Origin of the sequence: Mesorhizobium sp. M1E.F.Ca.ET.045.02.1.1, assembly GCF_003952485.1 — a bacterium.
In the GTDB taxonomy this organism is placed as follows: Bacteria; Pseudomonadota; Alphaproteobacteria; order Rhizobiales; family Rhizobiaceae; genus Mesorhizobium.
The window spans coordinates 895,434-915,512 of the sequence record NZ_CP034447.1 but is presented as its reverse complement, the minus strand read 5'-3'; the positions used below and the strand labels follow the sequence as shown (position 1 = coordinate 915,512).

Genomic DNA, 20,079 nt, shown 5'->3' with positions numbered 1-20,079 from the left:
GTTGCGACGCCGCAAGATCGTCGTGGTTCTAAAGGGCTATCCACGGCTGTCGGAAACCTTCATCGCGCAGGAACTGCTCGGTCTGGAGCGCGCGGGGTTCGACCTGATACTCGTCGCGCTCAGGCGGCCGACCGACGCAAAACGCCACCCCGTGCATGACGAGATCAAAGCGCCCGTCCATTATCTGCCGGAATATCTGCATGAAGAGCCGCTGCGCGTGGTTCGCTCGCTGTTCGCCTATCTGCTGCGGCCGGGCCTCTGGCGCGCGCTCGGATCGCTGGCTGCCGATCTCCCCCGCGACTTTACGCGCAATCGCGTGCGCCGCTTCGGGCAAGCGCTCGTGCTGGCGGCCGAATGGCCGGAAGACGCGGGATGGTTGCATGCACATTTCGCGCACACGCCGGCATCGGTGACGCGCTATGCCAGCCAGCTTCGCAGCCTGCCGTGGAGCTGCTCGGCCCATGCCAAGGACATCTGGACTTCGGCGGACTGGGATCTGGCCGGCAAGCTCTCCTCCGCGCGCTGGACGGTCACCTGCACGAAAACCGGTTTCGACCGTCTGAAAGAACTCGCCAACGGCAAGTCGTCCGTGCATCTGAGCTATCATGGGCTCGACCTTGATCGCTTCGGCAGTTTCGGCGAGGCGCGAAAGCAGCATGACGGCTCGGCGCCGGACGAACCGGTCATCATTCTCAGCGTCGGGCGCGCCGTTGAAAAGAAAGGTTACGATACCTTGCTGCAGGCCCTTGCCCTCTTGCCTGGCGATTTGGCGTGGCGTTTCGAGCATATCGGCGGCGGCGAGCACCTGGAACGGCTCAAGGCGCTGGCGCAAAAGCTCGGACTGGATGGCCGCGTCTCCTGGAAGGGCGCGCTTGCTCAGGAGGAGGTGCTTGAGCACTACCGCCGCGCCGACATCTTCGCCCTGGCCTGCAGGATCACCGCGAATGGCGACCGGGACGGTCTGCCGAATGTTCTGGTGGAGGCGGCCAGCCAGCGGCTTGCCTGCGTGTCGACCGATATTTCCGGCGTGCCGGAGCTTTTATCGCCGGATGAAACCGGGCTGCTGGTTCCGACGGAAAACCCAATTGCCCTGGCACAGGCGCTGGAGCGCCTGATCCGTGATCCCATGCTGCGCGCCCGTCTCGGCGACGCCGCGGAGCGGCGCGTGCGCGGCAATTTCGATCATATGGCAAGCATTGGACAGCTCAAGGAACTGTTCGAGCGCGAGTGGCGGGCCGCCGATTGAAGCAGCTGCGCGCTTTCCTCTATGTCCAGCACCTGCTCGGCATCGGCCATCTCGCGCGCTCCAGCCGCATCGCAGCGGCCCTGGTCGATGACGGGTTTGACGTAACCGTCGTGACCGGCGGCGCGCCGATCGCGGGGTTTCCGGGACCAGGGGTAAAAACTGTAACCCTGCCACCTGTCACCTCCGGCGATGAAGGATTTTCCGGACTTGTCGACCTGCAGGGCAAACCCATCGACGACGATTTCAAGAAGCGGCGTTCAGAGATGCTGCTGCAGGCATTCCGGGATTGCAGGCCCGATATCGTGATCGTCGAGGCGTTTCCATTTGGACGCCGGCAGATGCGTTTCGAACTCTTGCCGCTGATCGAGGCCATCGACGCGACGTCGCCCAGACCGCTGCTGGCGACCTCCGTCCGTGATATCCTTCAGGAACGCGTCAAGCCGGGCCGAAACGAGGAAACGGTCGATCTCATCAACAGGCATTTCGACCTTGTCATGGTCCACGGCGATCCGGCTTTCGCAACCATCGACAAGACATTTCCACTGGCTGGGGCGATCAGGGCCGAGGTTGCCTATACAGGCCTCGTTGCTGCGCCGCCACCGCCCGCGGCCTCCGAGCGCTTCGATGTGCTGGTGTCGGTTGGCGGCGGAGCTGCCGGAAAGAGCCTTGTCAGCTCCACCGTCGCAGCGGCGCGGAATGCCAACAACGGCTGGAAATGGTGTTTGATCACCGGCCCAAACCTGCCGAAAGACGAGTTTGACGCGATCGCACGCGATGCCACGCCGGGTCTGTCCATCTTCCGGTTCCGCGAGGATTTCGCCAGCCTGCTGACGGGCGCCCGCCTGTCGGTCTCGCAGGCGGGTTACAACACGGTCTGCGATGTCCTGCGCGCGGGTTGTCGCTCCCTGCTTGTTCCATTTGCAGCCGGCGGGGAAACCGAACAGACGGTTCGCGCCCTGATGCTCGAACAACTCGGTCTTGCAACGGTGCTGATGGAAAAGGACCTGACGCCCGAAGGTTTGGCGCAGGCGATCGAACAGGCGCTTGTGGCACCGACGCCATCCGCGCATCGTCTCGATCTGGAAGGGGCGCGTCACTCGGCGCAAATCCTGCGCGAGCGGCATCGAACATGGTCCCTAAAAATGGGGTCCGGTCTCGGAAAAAGGACATGATCAAGCAGACGGCGGAGCCTAAAGCGCGTCGCGCTGAAACGGATTCAGTCGACGCGCTTTAAGTCTTTGTTTTGATGCATGTCGTTGTCCAAACCGCTACGCGCTTTTGGGCGAAATGCTTAAACAGTTCCAATCAGCATGAAGCGCGTATAATTTTTTGTCGGCAGTTCGCCGGAGAACCGCATCTCCCGTAGCGCCGCCATTGCTTCGAAGGCTGCGAGTGAAGCCACGCAGTTGATGTGTGTCGGCTCGCTGAAATAATCGTTGGATTGCAGCAGTACATTCGTACCCCGCGGAAGCAGGGTAAGCCAGGCGCGCAGATCTGCGATGTGTTCGCAGCTCGTATTGACTATCAGGTCGGACGGCCCGGCCGCATAGTCGACTGCGTACATATCTGCCGTCAGCGCCCGGAACCGGTCGCCGGCTTCCCGGTTGAGGGTCCGGGCGACCGGCGCGACTTCGGGGTCGATGTCGATGCTGTCAACCGCCGCGACGTCGAAGCGGGCGTCGTTGAAAAGCATTGCCGGCAATATACCGTACCATCCACCCACAACCCATATGCGCCCGAACCGGCCGCCGCAGCTTTCGAACAGTTTGTTGAGCGCCCACATCTTGCAGGCGACCTGCTTGTGGTTAAAGGCGTTGGCGATGTCGGCCTTCGGATGCTTGGCGATGACACGCGCCAGCCCTGCCACGAGAGGGTGTTTGACATAGGCAGCAATCCCCCGCGTGAGGTCCAAGGCCTGCTCGTGCCCGTCCATGCCGGCATTGCGCGGTTGCGTAACATCCATCATATTCGCCTTGTACGTTGGGATTTCGGGCGACACAACGCAATCTTGCCCCGCCAAGCCGCCTCGCAGGCTTCGAACGTGTCGCCGGCGATGATTGCCGATGCGCCGTTCACCGGCTGGTACTTTTACTTTGTTCCTTAAACTGAAGGTCCGCAGTCGCATATGGAAGCCAGCCTAGCCCGCTATATCTGGACGCACACCAAGAAGCAGCAGCTCTGGATATTGATTATCGTCTTGCTTTCGATGATCCCGTATTTCATGTCCTTTGATCTGCCGAAGCTGATCGTCAACGGCCCGATCCAAGGTAGAGGCTTCGAGCAACCGGGCGCGACCCAGTCATTCATGAGGCTCCACTATAACTTGCCGTTCATTGGAGAGGTCCAGTTCTTCTCCGGTTTTCAGCTCGACCGCACGGCGACGCTGTTTGCCCTGAGCCTTGTCTTCCTCTTGCTGGTCGTCATCAACGGCCTGTTCAAACTCTACATCAACACCTACAAGGGCCGGCTCGGCGAACGCATGCTGCGGCGTATCCGCTTCGATCTGGTCGATCGTGTGCTGCGATTTCCGCCCCGTTACTTCACGCGTGTGAAATCCGCCGAAGTGGCAACCATGGTGAAGGACGAGGTCGAGCCGCTGGGCGGCTTCATCGGCGATGCCTTCCTGCAGCCGGTGCTGCTCGGTGGCCAGGCGCTGACGGCCATGCTGTTCATCCTGGTCCAGAACTTCTGGCTCGGAATGATAGCGGCCGTGATCGTGGCGATCCAGATCGTGCTCATCCCGCGAATGCGGCGGCGGCTGATCGTGCTCGGGCGCAAACGGCAGTTGACGGCGCGCGCGCTTTCGGGCCGCGTTGGCGAAATCGTCGACGGCATCGGCGCGGTTCACGTCCACGATACATCAAACTACGAGCGCGCCGACATAGCTGCCCGGCTCGGGCTCATCTTCAAGATCCGCTTCGATCTTTACCAATGGAAATTCATGGTGAAGTTCCTGAACAATTTCCTCGCGCAGGTCACGCCGTTTCTGTTCTACATGGTCGGCGGGTATCTGGTTATCCAGGGGCGGCTGGATGTCGGCCAGCTCGTGGCCGTGATCGGCGCCTACAAGGACCTGCCTGGACCGATGAAGGAACTGATCGACTGGGATCAGGACCGGCAGGATGTCCAGGTCAAATATCAGCAGGTCGTTGAACAGTTCACGGTCGAGGGTCTCATTGCGCCGAGAATCGGGGCATTGACGATCGACGATCCCGGTCCGATGACCAACCCGCTGTCGGCGATCAGCCTGTCCATGGCAGACGATGGCGGTGCAATGCTCCTCGACCGTGTCTCCCTCCAGGTCAAGCCGGGCGAGACGGTGGCGCTGGTCAGCACCGCAACAGGTGGCGCGGAGGCGCTTGCGGAGGCCTTCGCGCGACTGAACTGGCCGAACAGCGGAAGGGTCGCTTCGGGCGCCGACGACCTGCTTGAACTCCCCGAGGCAGTGACCGGCCGGCGCATGTCCTATGCCTCGTCGGATGTTTTCCTGTTCCAGGCAAGCCTCCGCGACAACCTGCTCTACGGGTTGAAGCATGCGCCGCTGACATCGGTGACTTATGACGGTGTCGCCGCAGACCAGCGCCGCTGGAACATCAGCGAGGCGAGCCGGTCGGGCAATCCGGATCTCGATATCCACAGCGACTGGATCAACTATGCTTCCGCCGGCGCTACCGGCCCGCACGACCTCTTTGAAGCCGTGCGCCGCGTGCTCGACGCGGTTGTTCTGTCACGCGACATTCTGGATCTTGGCTTGCGCTCTTCGGCCGACCTCACGCGTCACACGGAGCTTGCCAGGCGTATCGTCGAACTGCGCGCGGCGCTGCGAGCCCGGCTGGAACACGAAGGGCTGAGCGGACTGGTGGTTCCTTTCGAACCGGGCGCCTACAACAAGGAAGCAACGATCGGCCAGAACCTGCTCTTCGGCGCTGCCGCCGGCCCGGATCTGGCCGACAGGGCTCTGGCGGCAAATCCCTATTTTGCTTCCGTGCTGAGGCAAGCCGGCCTCGATCGCACGCTCTACGAAATGGGCATGGAGATCGCCGAACAGGCGATCGAGCTGTTTGCCGACCTGCCGCCCGATCACCCGTTCTTCCAGCAACTCACCTTCATGAGCGCCGAGGAGATACCCGCCTACGAAACCTTGCTGCAACGGCTCAAGAACCGTCCCTACGAGACGGTTTCGGAGAGCGACCGCGCCATGATCGTCACCTTGAGCTTTGCCTATATCGAGCCCCGGCATCGCTTCGGCCTGCTGAGCGACGAATTGATGAACAACATCGTCGCCGCACGCAACCGGTTCTATGAAGACCTGCCGCCCGAGCTGCAAAACGCGGTCGAACGGTACGATCCTGCCAAATACATTGCCGCGGCTACCGTCATGGACAATGTCCTGTTCGGGCGTCTGGGCAGCAACCACCCCGACGCACCGGACCGAATACGCTCCATCGTCTATGACATTCTTGATGAACTGGGGCTTTATGCCGAACTGCTGGATGTCGGTTTGGACTTCAACGTCGGCGCCGGCGGCAGGCGGCTGACCGGTGGACAGCGACAGAAGCTCGATGTTGCCCGGGCCCTGCTCAAGCGTCCCGATTTTCTCATCCTCAACCGGCCGCTGTCTGCGCTCGACCAGCGCGTACAGGACAAGGTGCTGCAAAACGTGCTCGAGGAAGCCAGACGCGACGGGCATTCGCCGGCAATTGTGTGGGTCGTGACGAATCCGGCAATGGCAATGATGTTCGATCGCGTTGTCGTCTTCGACTCGGGTCGTTTGGTGGAAGACGGAACACACGAGGGACTTTTGGCAGGGAACGGTATTTTCAAGGAACTGCTGTCATAGAGCATTGGACATTCAGAGAGGATCATTCTGCCGGTGGGAACTTACCGCAAGGTCAAGGGATTATGGTTTTCGGCTGATCGGGCTCGCCACGTTTCGCGTGGTTCGTCCCGCTATCCGCAAGCAGAATTGATTCCATCTGGGCGTCGGTTGTTCTAGTCTCGCAGACGTGAATGTTGGGAAGGTTTGCGACAATGCTGCTCAAGGATGAGGTTGGAATGCTGCAACGCGTTCCCTTGTTCTCCGGCATAGAGCCGGCAAAGCTCAAGCTGCTTGCGTTCACATCCGATCGCGTAAGCTACAGCGCCGGCCAGATTCTTTTCCGGCAGGGCGATGAGGGAGACGCCGCCTATGTCATCCTTTCAGGTAAGGCGGATATTTTGGTCGATTCCGACAGCGGACCGATAAAAGTTGCCGAACTGGTGCCAAATTCGATCGTTGGCGAGATCGCCATATTGTGCAACAGCAATCGCACTGCCACCGTCAAAGCCGCAAGTCCGCTGGAAGCCTTGAGAATCCGCAAGGATCATTTCCTGAGGCTTATGAGGGAGTTCCCTGACATGACCATCGAGATGGTGCGGGTCCTCGCCGATCGACTGAGCCATACGACCGCGGATCTAATCGACGCACGGAGCGCCAAGTAACGAGTGACGCGCGCTTGATCCTTGCCGTCGTGACGACACCGGCTACCATGGGCGACTGGACTGTGAAGGGCTAGCATGGACGACGACGTTTTCCTGGTCAGGTTTTGGGGCGTCCGCGGCAGCATTTCGGTATCGGGGCCAGAATTCTCCCGCTATGGCGGCAACACGATCTGCATCGAGATGCGATGCGGCAGGCATACGCTTCTGTTCGACGCGGGCTCTGGCCTGCGGCCTGCCGGCAGGGCGCTTCAGGCCTCGGGCGTGACCGATTTCGACCTGTTTTTCACCCATTGCCATTACGATCACATCATTGGGCTGCCGGCTTTCAAGCCGATCTATGACCGGAGCGTCAAGGTCAGGCTCTGGTCCGGCCACCTAGCAGGACGCACGACGACCCGGCAGATGGTCGATGAATTCATGCGGCCGCCGTGGTTTCCGGTGAGGCTCGATATCTGCAAGGCAACTATCGACTGCCGCGATTTTGTATCCGGAGACGTGCTTCGGCCGCGCGAAGGGGTGGTGGTCCGAACGGGCAGTCTCAACCATCCGGGCGGCTGCATAGGCTACCGGGTCGAATGGGGCGGCCGCGTCGTGGCGGTGATCACAGACACCGAGCATGAGCCGGGCAAGCTCGATCAGGCGGTGCTCGGCCTGATCGAAGATGCCGACCTCGTCATTTACGATTGCACCTACACCGAGGAGGAAATGGAACACCGCCGTGGAAACGGGCACTCGACGTGGCAACAGGGCGTCAAGCTCTGCGAGGCGGCCGGTGCGCGGGAGCTTGCGCTGTTCCACCACGATCCGGCACGCACCGACAATGAACTGGACGAGATCGAGAAATTGGCCAAGGTGAGGTTTGCCGGCGCTTTTGCCGCGCGGGATGGCCAGACGCTCGAATTTCCGGCCTCATCGCGCAAAGCGCGCTGAGCTATTTTCCTCTATCTTCTTGTTTTGACGCAATTCCGGACGGAAAACCGCTCACACTTTTCCTGGAATTGCTCTACCGGCGCTGCGCCCGATCAATGTTTTGATCGGAAGCCATGCGCAGGCTTCAGTCCGTGCGGTGACTGAGAACAGCTGTTCGAGGAAAAGCCAGGCCGATTCATCATGGACCAAATGGTGGGTGAGCAGGCCGACCGGTTCGCCGCCGCCGGCCGCATGCCGCAATTGCGCGATGATAGCCTGAACCAACAGGCCATGATCGCGGCAACCGCGCGTGCCATGCCAATCCATGATGTCGACATTGCTGTTGATGACCGCCAGTGAAGCCGGTTTCGGCGGTCCGAAGACCGACAATGCCGCAAATCCTACCGACCCAAGGTCGGATACCAAGCCGGCGTCGATCCTGTTCCAGGGTGGCACCAGCATCGGAACGGCACGTGCGCCGTGCAGGCCCGTTACGTGCGACAGCCCGCGAGCCAGATCATCGAGCACCGCCTCGCGTGGCCGATGTGCGCCGAGTTCCTGCTTTTTCTGGTCCTCTGGCGCATGATTTCGGTGCGCCCAGCCATGGATTGCGACCGTGGCATGCGACGCTTCGTCAAGCCGGACGACAAGCTTCTCGTCGGTTAGGGCCGGAATGACGGCGAGAGTGACCGGAACCGCGAATTGACCGGTGAGGTCGAGCAGCCGATCAAGCGCAGGCGTCGGATCCACGGCGTCATCGTCGCGCAGCCAGAACTCTGTCTTGCGGTCCGTCCGTTGCAGGCACGCCAGTTCTTCCACCAAGGGTTGCCAAATCTGATCGGACGTCATGACACCGGGATCTTCGCCAGGAGTGCGGCCAGACGCGCCGCCGCAGCATCGAGGGAACGTTCCTCGAGGACGAAGCGTCTGGCTTCCGCAGCCATGATGGTTCTTTCGGCGTCACGGACCAGAAGCCTTTCAATGGCGGAGGTGAACGCCGCCACATTGCCCGGCGGGGTGAGAATCCCGGTCTGGCCATCCCGCACGACCTCCGGAACGCCGGCGATGTTTTGAGCCACCACCGGAAGGCCGGCCGCCTGTGCTTCAAGATAGGCAACGCCATAGGCCTCGCCGCAACCCGGCCAGACGTAAATCCCGCCACCGTAGAGGACATCCGGCACGGCGGCAGGCTCAATCGAGCCGAGCCATTGGATACGATCGGCGGGCAAGCCGGCGAATTGCGCTTTGACCTCGTCACGGGCAGGCCCGTCGCCGACAACCGACATGGTCCAGGGCAGGTGGCCGATCGGACCGAGCGCTTGCGCCAGCATGCGATAGCTTTCGACTTTGTCGCCCGGGCGCATCATGGCGACGGTAACGAGACGGGTCGGACAACCCCGTGCCGGCATTTCCCGGTATGCCGCCGTGTCAATGAATGGCGAAAGCATACCGAAAGCGGCGCCGGGAATCGCGTCTGCAAGTCCCTGACGATCTCTCTGTGTGAAGCAGATGTTTAGCGCTGCCTGTCCGACGGCTCGCGCCACCAACGCTTGCGTATCGGCCCATAGACCGGCGTTGCGCCGCCTCGAATAGGAGGCTTCCGCTGTTGCATAGGGGACAGCAAAGGTCGACCCCAGCTCGGGTCCGATCAGGTCGGGTGCCTTGTAATAGGGATGGTAGGTAAACCAGAGATCGGGCTTGCCGTCACGATCCCAAAGCCTTGTCAGCCGCGCGGTTTCCTCTCGGGCCGCGATTTTGAGCGCATCGAAACTTCTCGGCTCCGGTTCGCGTAGATAAAAGCGCAATTCGGATGCAAGTTCGACGCTATGCCCTCCATGCTCCAACGCCTTGACCAGCGTCCGCGCCATCTGGCGGTCGCCGGAGGCAACGGGATCATTGGGTGACTTCAGCGGCGCGTAAAAGGCAATTCGCATCGCCGGACCCTATCATCGGAATGCCGGCGCAAGTCAATTTCGAAGCATGATCGACTTCACTCTTCAAGCAGTGGAATGTGCTATCTGATGTCCATGGAAACAGCTGTCGCGTCCGACCCGTTCGTTGCTTCTCTGCCGGTGTTGGCAAAGTTCGAAAGCGTTGCCGACATCGACAACTATCGGCCTCTCCCCGATGGCTGGGCGCTGGCGACCGCAGACATTGTCGGCTCGACCAAGGCGATCGAGGCCGGACGCTATAAAACCGTCAATATGGCCGGCGCCAGCGTTATTTCGGCTGTACTCAATGCGCTGGGTCGGCAAGATCTTCCTTTTGTCTTCGGCGGCGACGGCGCGCTCGTGGCGTTTCCCGGCTCCGCGCTGGAGATAACCCGCAACGCGCTTGCCGCTGTCCAGAGATGGGTGGCGGAAGAACTGGACCTGATCTTGCGCGCCGCAATCGTCCCGATAGAGGACATAAGAGCGCAAGGCCTCGATGTTCGCGTGGTGAGGTTCCAGGCCTCCGAAGCAGTTCTCTATGCCATGTTCGCCGGCGGCGGCGGCAGTTGGGCGGAAGCCGAGATGAAGGCAGGGCGCTATCGCATCGATCCGGCGCCGGCCGGCGCACGTCCGGATCTGACCGGCCTCTCCTGCCGCTGGAACCCGATCGAAGCCCGGCATGGCGAAATCGTCTCGATCATAGCCGTGCCGGGGGCATCGCGCGATTCGCGCGGTTTTCAGTTTCTGGCTTCCGACATCATCGCCCTTGCCGGCAGGCAGGAACGCGATGGCCACCCGGTGCCGGCGGACGGGCCGAACTATAGTCTACTGCCCGCCGGCCTCGATATCGAGGCGCGGGCCACGGCGCCGGCGGGACGGCGGTGGCTGGCGAAGCTGTGGGTTGTGTTCCTGATGACGCTCACGGCTGTCACCGATAGGTTTGGCTGGACCATCGGTAGGTTCGATCCGAAGATCTACAAACGCGACGTGGCCAGCAATTCGGATTTCCGGAAGTTCGACGATGGCTTGAAGATGACCATCGACGTTGACGAGGACGTCTTGCGACGGATCGAGAACCGGCTGAGACAGGCGGAAGAGGCGGGCATCTGCAACTATGGCCTGCACCGCCAGAAATCGGCCTTGATGACATGCCTCGTCGCCTCGCCGCTGCAGCGCGATCACCTTCATTTCATCGATGGTGCGGCCGGCGGCTATGCGATGGCTGCCGCGAGCCTGAAGGCGAAGGTGCCGGTCTGACGACGGCTTGCGGAAATCGCTTTTCCACAATATGCCTCGGCGTACTTGGGACGGGTGGCCTCGTCATGGAAGCGGACAGCCTGTCCGAATTGGCGGAAAGCAGATTTTGGACGCCTCGCGATCGACATATGACAGTCTACTGAACCGGATTTCGACGCGCGCTGCGCAAGTCGGCGTGATCGGACTGGGCTATGTCGGGTTGCCGCTGGCGGTTGCGATCGCACGCGCCGGCTTCCCGGTTTCCGGCTTCGACATCGAAGCCCAGAAGGTCGAGAGCCTGAACAATGGCCACTCCTACATCGAGGCGGTGACGTCGACGGCCCTTGCCGGCCAGGTGGCGAGCGGACGGTTCCGCGCCACCGCGGATTTTGCCGAACTGGCCGACTGCGATGTCATCATCATCTGCGTTCCGACACCGCTGACGAAAAACCGCGAGCCGGATCTGTCCTTTGTCAAGAACACGGCTGGCACCATCGCCAAGCATCTGCGCCTCGGCCAGCTGATCGTGCTGGAATCGACCACTTATCCCGGCACCACCGACGACGTGATCAAGCCCATACTGGAACAAACCGGCCTGCGGTCGAAGATAGACTTCTTCCTCGGCTTCTCGCCCGAACGCGAGGATCCCGGCAACCGCAGCTTTGAGGTCGCGACGATCCCCAAGGTCGTGGCGGGTGACGGCATTGAAGCGGCGGCGCTCGTGCAGGCCTTCTACCAGCGCGTGGTCAAGACCGTCGTCCCGGTTTCCACCACGGCGACAGCCGAGGCGGTCAAGCTGACGGAAAACATTTTCCGCTCGGTCAACATAGCCCTGGTCAACGAGTTGAAGGTCGTGCTCGGCGCAATGGGCATCGACATCTGGGAGGTGATCGAGGCGGCAAAGAGCAAGCCCTTCGGCTACATGCCTTTCTATCCTGGTCCCGGACTTGGCGGGCACTGCGTTCCGATCGATCCATTCTACCTGACGTGGAAGGCGCGCGAATACGAACTGCCGACCCGCTTCATCGAGCTGGCGGCAGAGATCAACACGGCCATGCCGCGTCATGTGGTCGATGAGCTGGCGAAGGCGCTGGATCGGCGCTGCGGCAAGGCGCTCAGCCGCTCGCGCATTCTCATCATTGGGCTCGCCTATAAGAAGAATGTGCCCGACATCCGCGAAAGCCCTTCATTGCGACTCATTGAACTCATTGAGGAGTGGGGCGGCAAGGCGGAATTCCACGATCCGCACGTTAGAGAAATTCCGAACACACGGGAGCATATGGCGATCAAGGGGCGTCGGTCAGTCGAATTGAGCGAGGCGGCCTTGAAGGATTTCGATGCTGTCGTCGTTGCAACCGACCACGACGCGATCGACTATCAGACGATCGCTGATCACGCCCTTCTGATCGTCGACACACGCAATGTTTTTGGCCGCCTCGGGCTGGTCCGAGAGACGGTGGTGAAGGCCTGACGGCGTCTGAGCCGGCGAATTTTTTGCCCAGTGTCAGGATCGTGGTTGCACTACGCCGGCTGCCTCGCCACATAACGCCATAAAACACAGATGCATTTACGCCTTCTCCTTGGCAGCAAGGATAGTCATCCGGGAAATTCTTCGCCGCTTTTGCCGCCGAAGCCGGCCTCGTTGACTTCGGGTGTCTTATCGCTGGGTCGTTGGCGGACTGTGTTATGACAGATCAGAGGATAATGGCTCCGTCTTCGACGGGTTTCGAGATAGCATGAGCACATCGCAAGCAGAAATTTCCACCATTCTCATGGATAAGGTTGCCGATTGGCTGACCCACTCGGCACTGGCGGGCAACGACCTGGAAACATTGGTAAATGGCTTTTGCGAACGGCTGGCTGCTGCCGGCCTGCCGCTGAAGCGGGTGCATTTGAGCTTCTCGATGCTTCATCCGCTTTATGACGCGCTTGGCTTCACCTGGGTTCGCGGCCAAGGCATCGAAGTAGAAAGCTTCCGCAAGCAGGCCGGCGCGCCGTCTGACAGATTCCTGACCAGCCCATACTACCATCTGCTCAGCAATAAGCTCGACCATCTGCGACGTCGGCTCGACCCGTCGGTGCTGCCGGAGTTTCCTGTTTTCGATGACCTCCGGCTTATGGGCGTCACCGATTACATGGCTTTCGTCCATCCCTTCAGCGGCAACACCAGTCAGGGCATGATGGGGTCTTGGTCCACCGACAGCGCCGCAGGCTTCAGCGAAAGTATGATTTCGGCGCTGCTGCGCATCCAGAGCCATCTCGCTATCGCCACCAAGATGGCGGTGCTCACCAAGCTCGCCGACAACATGATGACCACCTATCTCGGCGGCGACGCCGGCAGGCGCGTGCTGGACGGCCAGATCAAGCGCGGCGAGGGCGATACAATCCGGGCCGCGTTGGTTATGGCCGATATGCGTGGGTCGTCAAAGCTTGCCGAAACCTCCGGTCGCGAAATCTATATCGATACGCTGAACCAGTTTTTCGACGCCGTTGCTGCACCTTTCAATCGCAACGGCGGGCAGATCATGAGTTTCATCGGGGATGGCTTCATTGCCGTCTACCCTTGCGAAAGGCACCGCTCACAGTCCGAGATCGCCTGCCAGGCTGCCCTCGCGGCAGCCCATAAGGCCACCGCGCGGATGATGGATCTCAATCTGCGCAGAAAGGAAAAGGCGTTGTCCGACATTAAATTTGGTATCGGTCTGCATGTCGGCAATGTGATGTTCGGCAATGTTGGGCTTACCGACCGGCTTACATTTTCTGTCTTCGGCGCGGCTGTAAACGAGGTTCAGCGCCTCCAGACCCTGACCAAGAAATATCCCCACAGCGTTCTCGCCAGCGAACACTTCGCCAGCTATTGCGGCGCCAACGGCTGGTTGACGCTCGGCAAGGAAGAACTGGTTGGCATCAAGCAGAAGCTGACGGTGCTTTCACCCGATTTGTCGGGTGCTCTCGCAGTCGATGAAGACGGTACGCTGGAGCCGATTTACGACCGAAGATCGGACGCCGAGCAGGTCATGCTGCTTCATCGCGATGCCGGGCGGCTGTCGGCGGGCGACCCGACGAAGCTTCAGTAACCGCCACGGTCCGATCCGAACGCCTTTGGCATGCATCCGTGTCACCCGTTCCGCCAGGGGACCGGCGACAGTTTCGAATCCAAGTTGCTCTAGGCTGGCAATGCGCTAGTCTCGCTTTCTGGGACCCGCCAGGGTGGGGCTGGTGTGAGAATGAATTTGGGTGTTGATCTACTGCGGATCGAAGATGTTGGCATCTCCTTTGCCATTATCGGGGGACCGTTGCATGCCGTCAGGCGCGCAAATCTTCGCGTCCTGCCCGGCAAGGTTACCGCGCTTGTGGGCGAGTCAGGTTCCGGAAAATCGGTTCTGAGCCAGGCCGTGATGGGCATTTTGCCGAACACAGCCCATGTTCGCGGCCGTATCCTGTTTTCCGATCCCGAAAAACCCGGTACGACGCAGGATATCCTCAAGATGCCGCATGATGGACCCGAAATCCGGGCGTTGAGAGGCAGCCGCATCGGCAAGATCTTTCAGGAGCCGATGACATCGCTGTCGCCGCTGCACACGATCGGCAACCAAGTCAGCGAATCCCTGCAGATTCATACGCCCATGGCTCGCGCGGAGCGCAAGGCGCGGACCGAGGAAATGCTCAGCCTTGTCGGCTTTCCCAATCCCAAGCGCGCCTACGACATGTATCCCTTCGAACTTTCGGGAGGGTTGCGTCAGCGCGCCATGATCGCCATGGCGCTTATCTGCCGGCCCGCACTGTTGATCGCCGACGAGCCGACGACGGCGTTGGACGTCACCATCCAGGCGCAGATCCTACACTTGCTGCGCGGGCTTCAGACCAAGCTGAACATGGCGATGCTGCTGATCACGCACGACCTCGGCGTCGTCGCCAATGTCGCCGACGAGGTGGTGGTCATGTACCATGGCGAGATCATGGAAGCGGGACCTGTCGAGGCGATATTCCGCCGGCCAGGCCACCCTTACCTGAAGGGCCTGATGGCAGCCGTACCGCATTTCGACCTGAAGCCTGGCGAAAGGCTAAAGGCGCTCCGCGAGGTGCCGGTGAATGTCGGGAACCTGCTCGGCAAGCAGACGGCGCCGCCATCGAAGGGGCCAGACGATATCCTGCTGTCGGTCAGGGATCTGAAAAAGACCTTCACCATCCGCAAGTCCGGATGGTTCGGCGGGGATCATCAAACCACTGTTCGCGCCGTGGACGGCGTGAGCTTCGATATCAAGCGAGGTGAATGCCTGGGCCTGGTCGGCGAAAGCGGCTCCGGCAAAACCACCGTCAGCAAGATCCTCATGCGGGCTGTCACTCCCAGCGGCGGTTCTGTGATCTTCAACGGCCGCGACGGACCGATCGACGTCTTGCAAGGCGAGGCAGACGCCCTGCGCATGCTGCGCGCGAAAATCCAGATGGTTTTCCAGGATCCGGTTTCGTCGCTTTCACCGCGCATGACGGTGGAGAACATCTTGAGCGAGCCGCTGGAAATACATCAACGCGGCAATGCCGCGTCCCGACTCGCCATGGTCAAGAACCTGATGCAGGCAATCGGGCTCGATCCGCGCTTCATCAAGCGTTACCCGCACAGTTTCTCCGGCGGGCAGCGTCAGCGTATCGGCATCGCGCGCGCGTTGGCGCTGGGGCCTGAACTGCTGATCTGCGACGAGCCGGTTTCGGCGCTCGATGTCTCTGTCCAGGCGCAGATCCTGAACCTTCTGAAGGACCTGCAGAAGGAACTGGGCCTGACCTACCTGTTCATATCCCACAACCTGGCGGTGGTGGACTACATGGCAGACCGCATCGCGGTGATGTGCGGCGGGCGTATCGTCGAGCTCGCGCCGCGCGAAATCCTGCTCAGGAAACCGATCCACCCCTACACGCGCTCACTGGTCGCCGCAGTGCCTTTCCCCGATCTCGACAGGCCGATGGATTTCAGGACGCTGAAGCTCAGCGGCGCTTCCGACACCAGCGCATGGGGGGCGCAATTCCGCGACGATGGCGACGGGGGCATACTGTCGCCGCTCGATCTTGGCGGCGGCCACCTCGTGCTGGCCCGGCGTTCGGCCGATTTCAGCGAGTTGCGCCATTGATCAGCCGGCGCACCGTCCTTGGACTCATGGCTTCGGCATTTGTGCCGAGCACGTTGCGCGCCGGCGATCTGGAGCCGGAATTTCTTCAGCCGCTGCTGAAGGCCCTGGCGCTGCCGGCACTCGCCAAACGCTTGCCCAAGAGCCCGCGCGTGGTGAATCTCGCTGCGATAGGCCGACAGCCCGGCCAGTATGGCGGCACGCTGCGCACGATTATCGGCACCCAGAAAGATATCCGGCTGATGACGATCTATGGCTATGCTCGCCTGGTCGGCTATGACGAAAAGCTCAACCTGCAGCCCGACATTCTCGAGAGTTTCGACGTAGCGGATGATCGGGTCTTCACTTTCAAGATACGGGAAGGACATAAATGGTCTGACGGCAGCCTGCTGACGCCGGAGGATTTTCGCTATTGCTGGGAAGATGTCTGGCTGAACGATGAGCTTTCGCAAGGCGGGCTCGCCCCGGCCCTGCTGGCGGACGGCAAGCCGCCGCGCTTCGAGATCGTCGATCCGTTGACGGTGCGCTATAGTTGGGATGCGCCCAATCCCGACTTCCTGCCCAAGCTCGCTGCTGCTTCGCCGCTATCGCTTGTCCTGCCGGCCGCCTATCTCAAGCAGTTCCACAAGAAATACCAGGATCCGTTCCGGCTCGCCGGCCTGATGGAGGAGAACAGGGCCAAGAAATGGACGCTCCTGCATATCCGCATGTCGCGGCAGTATCGCCCGGAGAACCCGGAACTGCCGACGCTCGATCCCTGGCGGAACCGGACCAAGCCGCCGGCTGAGCAGTTCGTCTTCGAGCGGAACCCGTTCTTTCATCGAATAGACGAGAATGGCCGTCAACTGCCGTACATTGACCGGGTTGTCATGAATGTCAGCTCGTCGGCGATCATTTCCGCCAAGACCGGTGCGGGCGAGAGCGACCTGCAATGCATGGGAATTGACTTCAGCGACTACGCCTTCCTGAAGGACGCGGAGAAGCGCTACCCGGTGAAGATGCATCTGTGGAAACGCACACAGGGTTCGCGGCTGGCGCTGCTGCCCAATCTGAATTGTGCCGACCCGGTGTGGCGTGGCCTTCTTCGCGACGTACGCGTGCGCCGCGCGCTTTCGCTCGCAGTGGACAGGCGCGAGATCAATTTGGCCGTCTTCTACGGATTGGCTCAGGAAAGTGCCGATACTGTCCTGCCGGAGAGCCCGCTCTACCGGCCGGAATTCGCGAAAGCCTGGGTCGCCCACGATCCCGACCGGGCCAACGCCCTGCTCGACGAGGTCGGGCTTAAGACGCGCGACGATGACGGTCTGCGGATCCTTCCCGATGGACGCCCGGCGCAGGTCATCGTGGAAACGGCCGGCGAGAGCACGCTGGAAACCGACGCGCTCGAACTCATCACCGATCACTGGCGGCAGGTCGGCATCGCCCTGTTCGTCCGGACTTCGCAGCGAGACATCTTCCGCAGCCGCGCGCTTGGTGGCGAGATCATGATGTCGATTTGGTCGGGCATCGACAATGGCGTGCCGACCGCCGACATGAACCCGTACCAGTTGGCCCCCACCATCGACGACCAGTTGCAATGGCCTCTCTGGGGTGCTCACTACTTGTCTCACGGCACGGTCGGCGAGGCGCCCGACCTTCCGCCTGTGGTCGAGTTGATGGCTTTGCTCAAGCGCTGGAACGAATCGACCGAAGCCACGGAGCGCGCTGAAATCTGGAATTCAATGCTGTCGATCTACACCGATCAGGTGTTTTCGATCGGCACGGTGAACGGAACGCATCAGCCGGTTCTAGCGTCCTCGCGGCTGCGCAATCTGCCTGACAAGGCGCTCTACGGCTACGACCCGACCGCCTATTTCGGTGTCTATATGCCGGACACATTCTGGCTTGGAGAGTCCTGAGCGTGCTTCGATATATTGTCTGGCGCATCGCCGTGATGGTTCCAACGCTGCTGGTCATATCGGCGCTGGTGTTCACGATCATCGAACTTCCCCCGGGCGACTATTTCGACAGCTATGTTTCCGAGCTTCGGGCTCAGGGCGAAGCGGTGGATTCCGATCGCATCCAGATGATGCGGAAGGAGTATGGTTTCGACAAGCCGCCGGTCATTCGCTACTTCTACTGGGTCGGCGGAATGCTGCACGGCGATTTCGGCTATTCCTTCGAATATGAGCTGCCGGTTCGCGATGTCATCGGTGACCGAATGTGGCTGACCGTGCTGGTTTCCTTCGTCACGATCATCTTCACCTGGCTCATAGCCTTTCCGATCGGCATGTACTCCGCCACGCATCAATACAGCTGGGGTGACTACGGCCTGACGTTGTTCGGCCTTCTAGGCCTTGCCATTCCAAACTTCATGCTGGCGCTGATCCTGATGTATTTCGCAAACATCTGGTTCGGCACGTCCATCGGCCATCTCATGGACCAGCAATATCTCGGCGAGCCGATGAGCTGGGCCAAGGCGAAGTCAATCCTCGCCCATCTCTGGATCCCGGTCTTGATCATCGGCACCGGGGGCACGGCAAGCATGATCCGGCGGCTGCGCGCCAATCTGCTCGACGAGCTTCACAAGCAATATGTCGTGACCGCGCGCGCCAAAGGCCTTCACCCCTTCAAGGCGCTGGTCAAATATCCGCTGCGCATGGCGCTCAATTTCTTCATTTCAGACATCGGCTCCATCCTGCCGGCCATCATTTCCGGCGCCGAAATCACGGCGATCGTGCTGTCATTGGAAACGACCGGGCCGATGCTCATCAGGGCGCTGCAGAGCCAGGACATGTATCTGGCAGGGTCGTTCCTGATGTTCCTCGCCTTCCTGACGGTCATCGGCGTGCTGATTTCCGACCTGGCGCTGGCGCTGCTTGATCCACGAATTCGTTTGCAGGGCGGCAGCACCAAATGAACACGCAATCGCCGCTGCCCGCTCCGGGTGCCCCATTGCAACACTACGTTTCCATCGCGCCCTTCGACTTACAGTCGGTAGAGGCGATGACGGCGGAGCAGTCGAAGGTCTTTCAGGCGTCGCAATTGCGGCTGATGTGGTGGAAATTCCGACGGCACCGGCTTGCCCTTATATCCGGCATATTCCTGGCAGCGCTTTATCTCGGGATACTGATCTGCGAGTTCCTGGCGCCCTACAATCTGCACACGCGCAACATGGACTACATCTATTCGCCACCGCAGCGGGTGCATCTTTTCCACAACGCCCAGTTCGTCGGGCCGTTCGTCTATGGCCGCCGGATGACGCTGGATATGGACACGCTCAAGCGGAACTACATCGACAAAAAGGACGATGTTCAGCGCATCCGTTTCTTCTGCAAGGGCGACAGTTACCGGTTCTGGGGCCTGATCGAAGGTGACAGGCATCTTGTCTGCCCGGCCGAAAACGGCCAGCTCTTTCTGGCCGGCACCGACAGGCTGGGGCGCGATGTGCTCTCGCGCATCATCTATGGCGCACGCATTTCACTGACGATCGGCCTTGTCGGCATCGGTTTCAGCTTCCTCCTCGGCATCGTCATCGGCGGACTGGCCGGCTATCACGGCGGTATTTTCGACCTGATCGTTCAACGCATAATCGAAGTTCTGCAATCGATTCCCAGCATTCCGCTATGGCTGGCTCTGGCGGCGATCATGCCGATAACCTGGAGTCCGATCCTGATCTATTTCGGCATCACCGTCATTCTCGGGCTGCTCCACTGGACCGGACTGGCGCGGGCCGTGCGTTCAAAGCTTCTGGCGTTGCGCGAGGAGGATTATGTTCTGGCCGCGCAATTGATGGGCGCCAGCAGCGGCCGCATCATCCGGCGTCACCTCATTCCCGGCTTCATGTCGCATCTGATCGCCACGGCGACGATCTCCATACCCGGCATGATCCTGGGCGAGACGGCGCTGAGCTTCCTCGGGCTCGGCCTGAGGGCGCCGATAACCAGCTGGGGCATCCTGCTCACCGAGGCGCGCAGCGTCAGCGTGATCGCGTTCTATCCATGGCTGCTTTTGCCGATCCTGCCCGTCATCCTCGTCATCCTGGCGTTCAACTTCCTCGGCGACGGCTTGCGGGACGCCGCAGACCCCTACAAGTGACGACATCGCTATGCTGCCGAGCGCCGGGCCGCCGACTCCACCCGGTATGATCCTTGTCGGGCAGCCCGTTCGGTTGTTG

15 protein-coding genes are annotated in these 20,079 nt (G+C 60.9%); 12 read left to right on the top strand and 3 right to left on the bottom strand.

Going from position 1 to position 20,079, the window contains the following annotated elements:
* The first annotated feature begins 1 nt into the window (after position 1).
* Together EJ070_RS04300 and EJ070_RS04295 are read left to right on the top strand one after the other, a co-directional pair.
* Positions 2–1,246 carry a glycosyltransferase gene (locus EJ070_RS04300; RefSeq protein ID WP_126090205.1) on the top strand — a complete coding sequence of 415 codons (1,245 nt, stop codon included), beginning with the start codon at positions 2–4 and terminating at the stop codon, positions 1,244–1,246.
* Entirely contained in the window at positions 1,243–2,418 is a 1,176-nt protein-coding gene (locus EJ070_RS04295) for a glycosyltransferase family protein (RefSeq protein WP_126090204.1), read from the top strand. The genes EJ070_RS04300 and EJ070_RS04295 overlap by 4 nt, the downstream gene beginning before the upstream one ends.
* A 119-nt stretch (positions 2,419–2,537) precedes the next feature.
* Here EJ070_RS04295 and EJ070_RS04290 read toward each other — a convergent pair whose 3' ends face one another.
* Positions 2,538–3,209, bottom strand: coding sequence for a class I SAM-dependent methyltransferase (locus EJ070_RS04290; protein ID WP_126090203.1), 672 nt, complete (start codon positions 3,207–3,209; stop codon positions 2,538–2,540).
* 162 nt (positions 3,210–3,371) lie between these two features.
* On the opposite strand from EJ070_RS04290, the gene EJ070_RS04285 reads away from it, so the two are divergent.
* From EJ070_RS04285 to EJ070_RS04275, 3 genes are all read left to right on the top strand, one after another.
* On the top strand, positions 3,372–6,086 hold the full coding sequence (locus EJ070_RS04285; protein ID WP_126090202.1) for an ABC transporter ATP-binding protein: 2,715 nt from the start codon (positions 3,372–3,374) through the stop codon (positions 6,084–6,086).
* Positions 6,087–6,277: 191 nt separating this feature from the next.
* Complete coding sequence (locus EJ070_RS04280; RefSeq protein WP_126090201.1) at positions 6,278–6,727, top strand: cyclic nucleotide-binding domain-containing protein; 450 nt, start codon at positions 6,278–6,280, stop codon at positions 6,725–6,727.
* Positions 6,728–6,802: 75 nt separating this feature from the next.
* Positions 6,803–7,657, top strand: coding sequence for an MBL fold metallo-hydrolase (locus EJ070_RS04275; protein WP_126090200.1), 855 nt, complete (start codon positions 6,803–6,805; stop codon positions 7,655–7,657).
* A gap of 51 nt (positions 7,658–7,708) precedes the next feature.
* On the opposite strand, the gene EJ070_RS04270 is transcribed toward EJ070_RS04275, so the two are convergent.
* Positions 7,709–8,485, bottom strand: a complete 777-nt coding sequence (locus tag EJ070_RS04270) for a polysaccharide deacetylase family protein (protein ID WP_126090199.1) — start codon at positions 8,483–8,485, stop codon at positions 7,709–7,711.
* Complete coding sequence (locus EJ070_RS04265) at positions 8,482–9,570, bottom strand: glycosyltransferase family 4 protein (RefSeq protein ID WP_126090198.1); 1,089 nt, start codon at positions 9,568–9,570, stop codon at positions 8,482–8,484. The genes EJ070_RS04270 and EJ070_RS04265 overlap by 4 nt, the downstream gene beginning before the upstream one ends.
* 93 nt (positions 9,571–9,663) lie before the next feature.
* On the opposite strand from EJ070_RS04265, the gene EJ070_RS04260 reads away from it, so the two are divergent.
* The 7 genes from EJ070_RS04260 (at position 9,664) to EJ070_RS04230 (ending at position 20,000) form a co-directional block, all read left to right on the top strand.
* Complete coding sequence (locus tag EJ070_RS04260) at positions 9,664–10,824, top strand: DUF3095 domain-containing protein (RefSeq protein WP_126095634.1); 1,161 nt, start codon at positions 9,664–9,666, stop codon at positions 10,822–10,824.
* Between the two features lie 106 nt (positions 10,825–10,930).
* Complete coding sequence (locus EJ070_RS04255; protein WP_126090197.1) at positions 10,931–12,274, top strand: nucleotide sugar dehydrogenase; 1,344 nt, start codon at positions 10,931–10,933, stop codon at positions 12,272–12,274.
* Between the two features lie 265 nt (positions 12,275–12,539).
* Positions 12,540–13,880, top strand: coding sequence for an adenylate/guanylate cyclase domain-containing protein (locus tag EJ070_RS04250; protein WP_126090196.1), 1,341 nt, complete (start codon positions 12,540–12,542; stop codon positions 13,878–13,880).
* A gap of 150 nt (positions 13,881–14,030) precedes the next feature.
* On the top strand, positions 14,031–15,926 hold the full coding sequence (locus EJ070_RS04245) for an ABC transporter ATP-binding protein (RefSeq protein WP_126090195.1): 1,896 nt from the start codon (positions 14,031–14,033) through the stop codon (positions 15,924–15,926).
* Complete coding sequence (locus tag EJ070_RS04240) at positions 15,923–17,821, top strand: ABC transporter substrate-binding protein (protein ID WP_126090194.1); 1,899 nt, start codon at positions 15,923–15,925, stop codon at positions 17,819–17,821. Before EJ070_RS04245 ends, EJ070_RS04240 begins: the two co-directional genes overlap by 4 nt.
* 2 nt (positions 17,822–17,823) lie before the next feature.
* Positions 17,824–18,822, top strand: coding sequence for an ABC transporter permease (locus EJ070_RS04235; protein WP_126090193.1), 999 nt, complete (start codon positions 17,824–17,826; stop codon positions 18,820–18,822).
* Positions 18,819–20,000 carry an ABC transporter permease gene (locus tag EJ070_RS04230; RefSeq protein WP_126090192.1) on the top strand — a complete coding sequence of 394 codons (1,182 nt, stop codon included), beginning with the start codon at positions 18,819–18,821 and terminating at the stop codon, positions 19,998–20,000. The genes EJ070_RS04235 and EJ070_RS04230 overlap by 4 nt, the downstream gene beginning before the upstream one ends.
* The last annotated feature ends 79 nt before the right edge of the window (positions 20,001–20,079 follow it).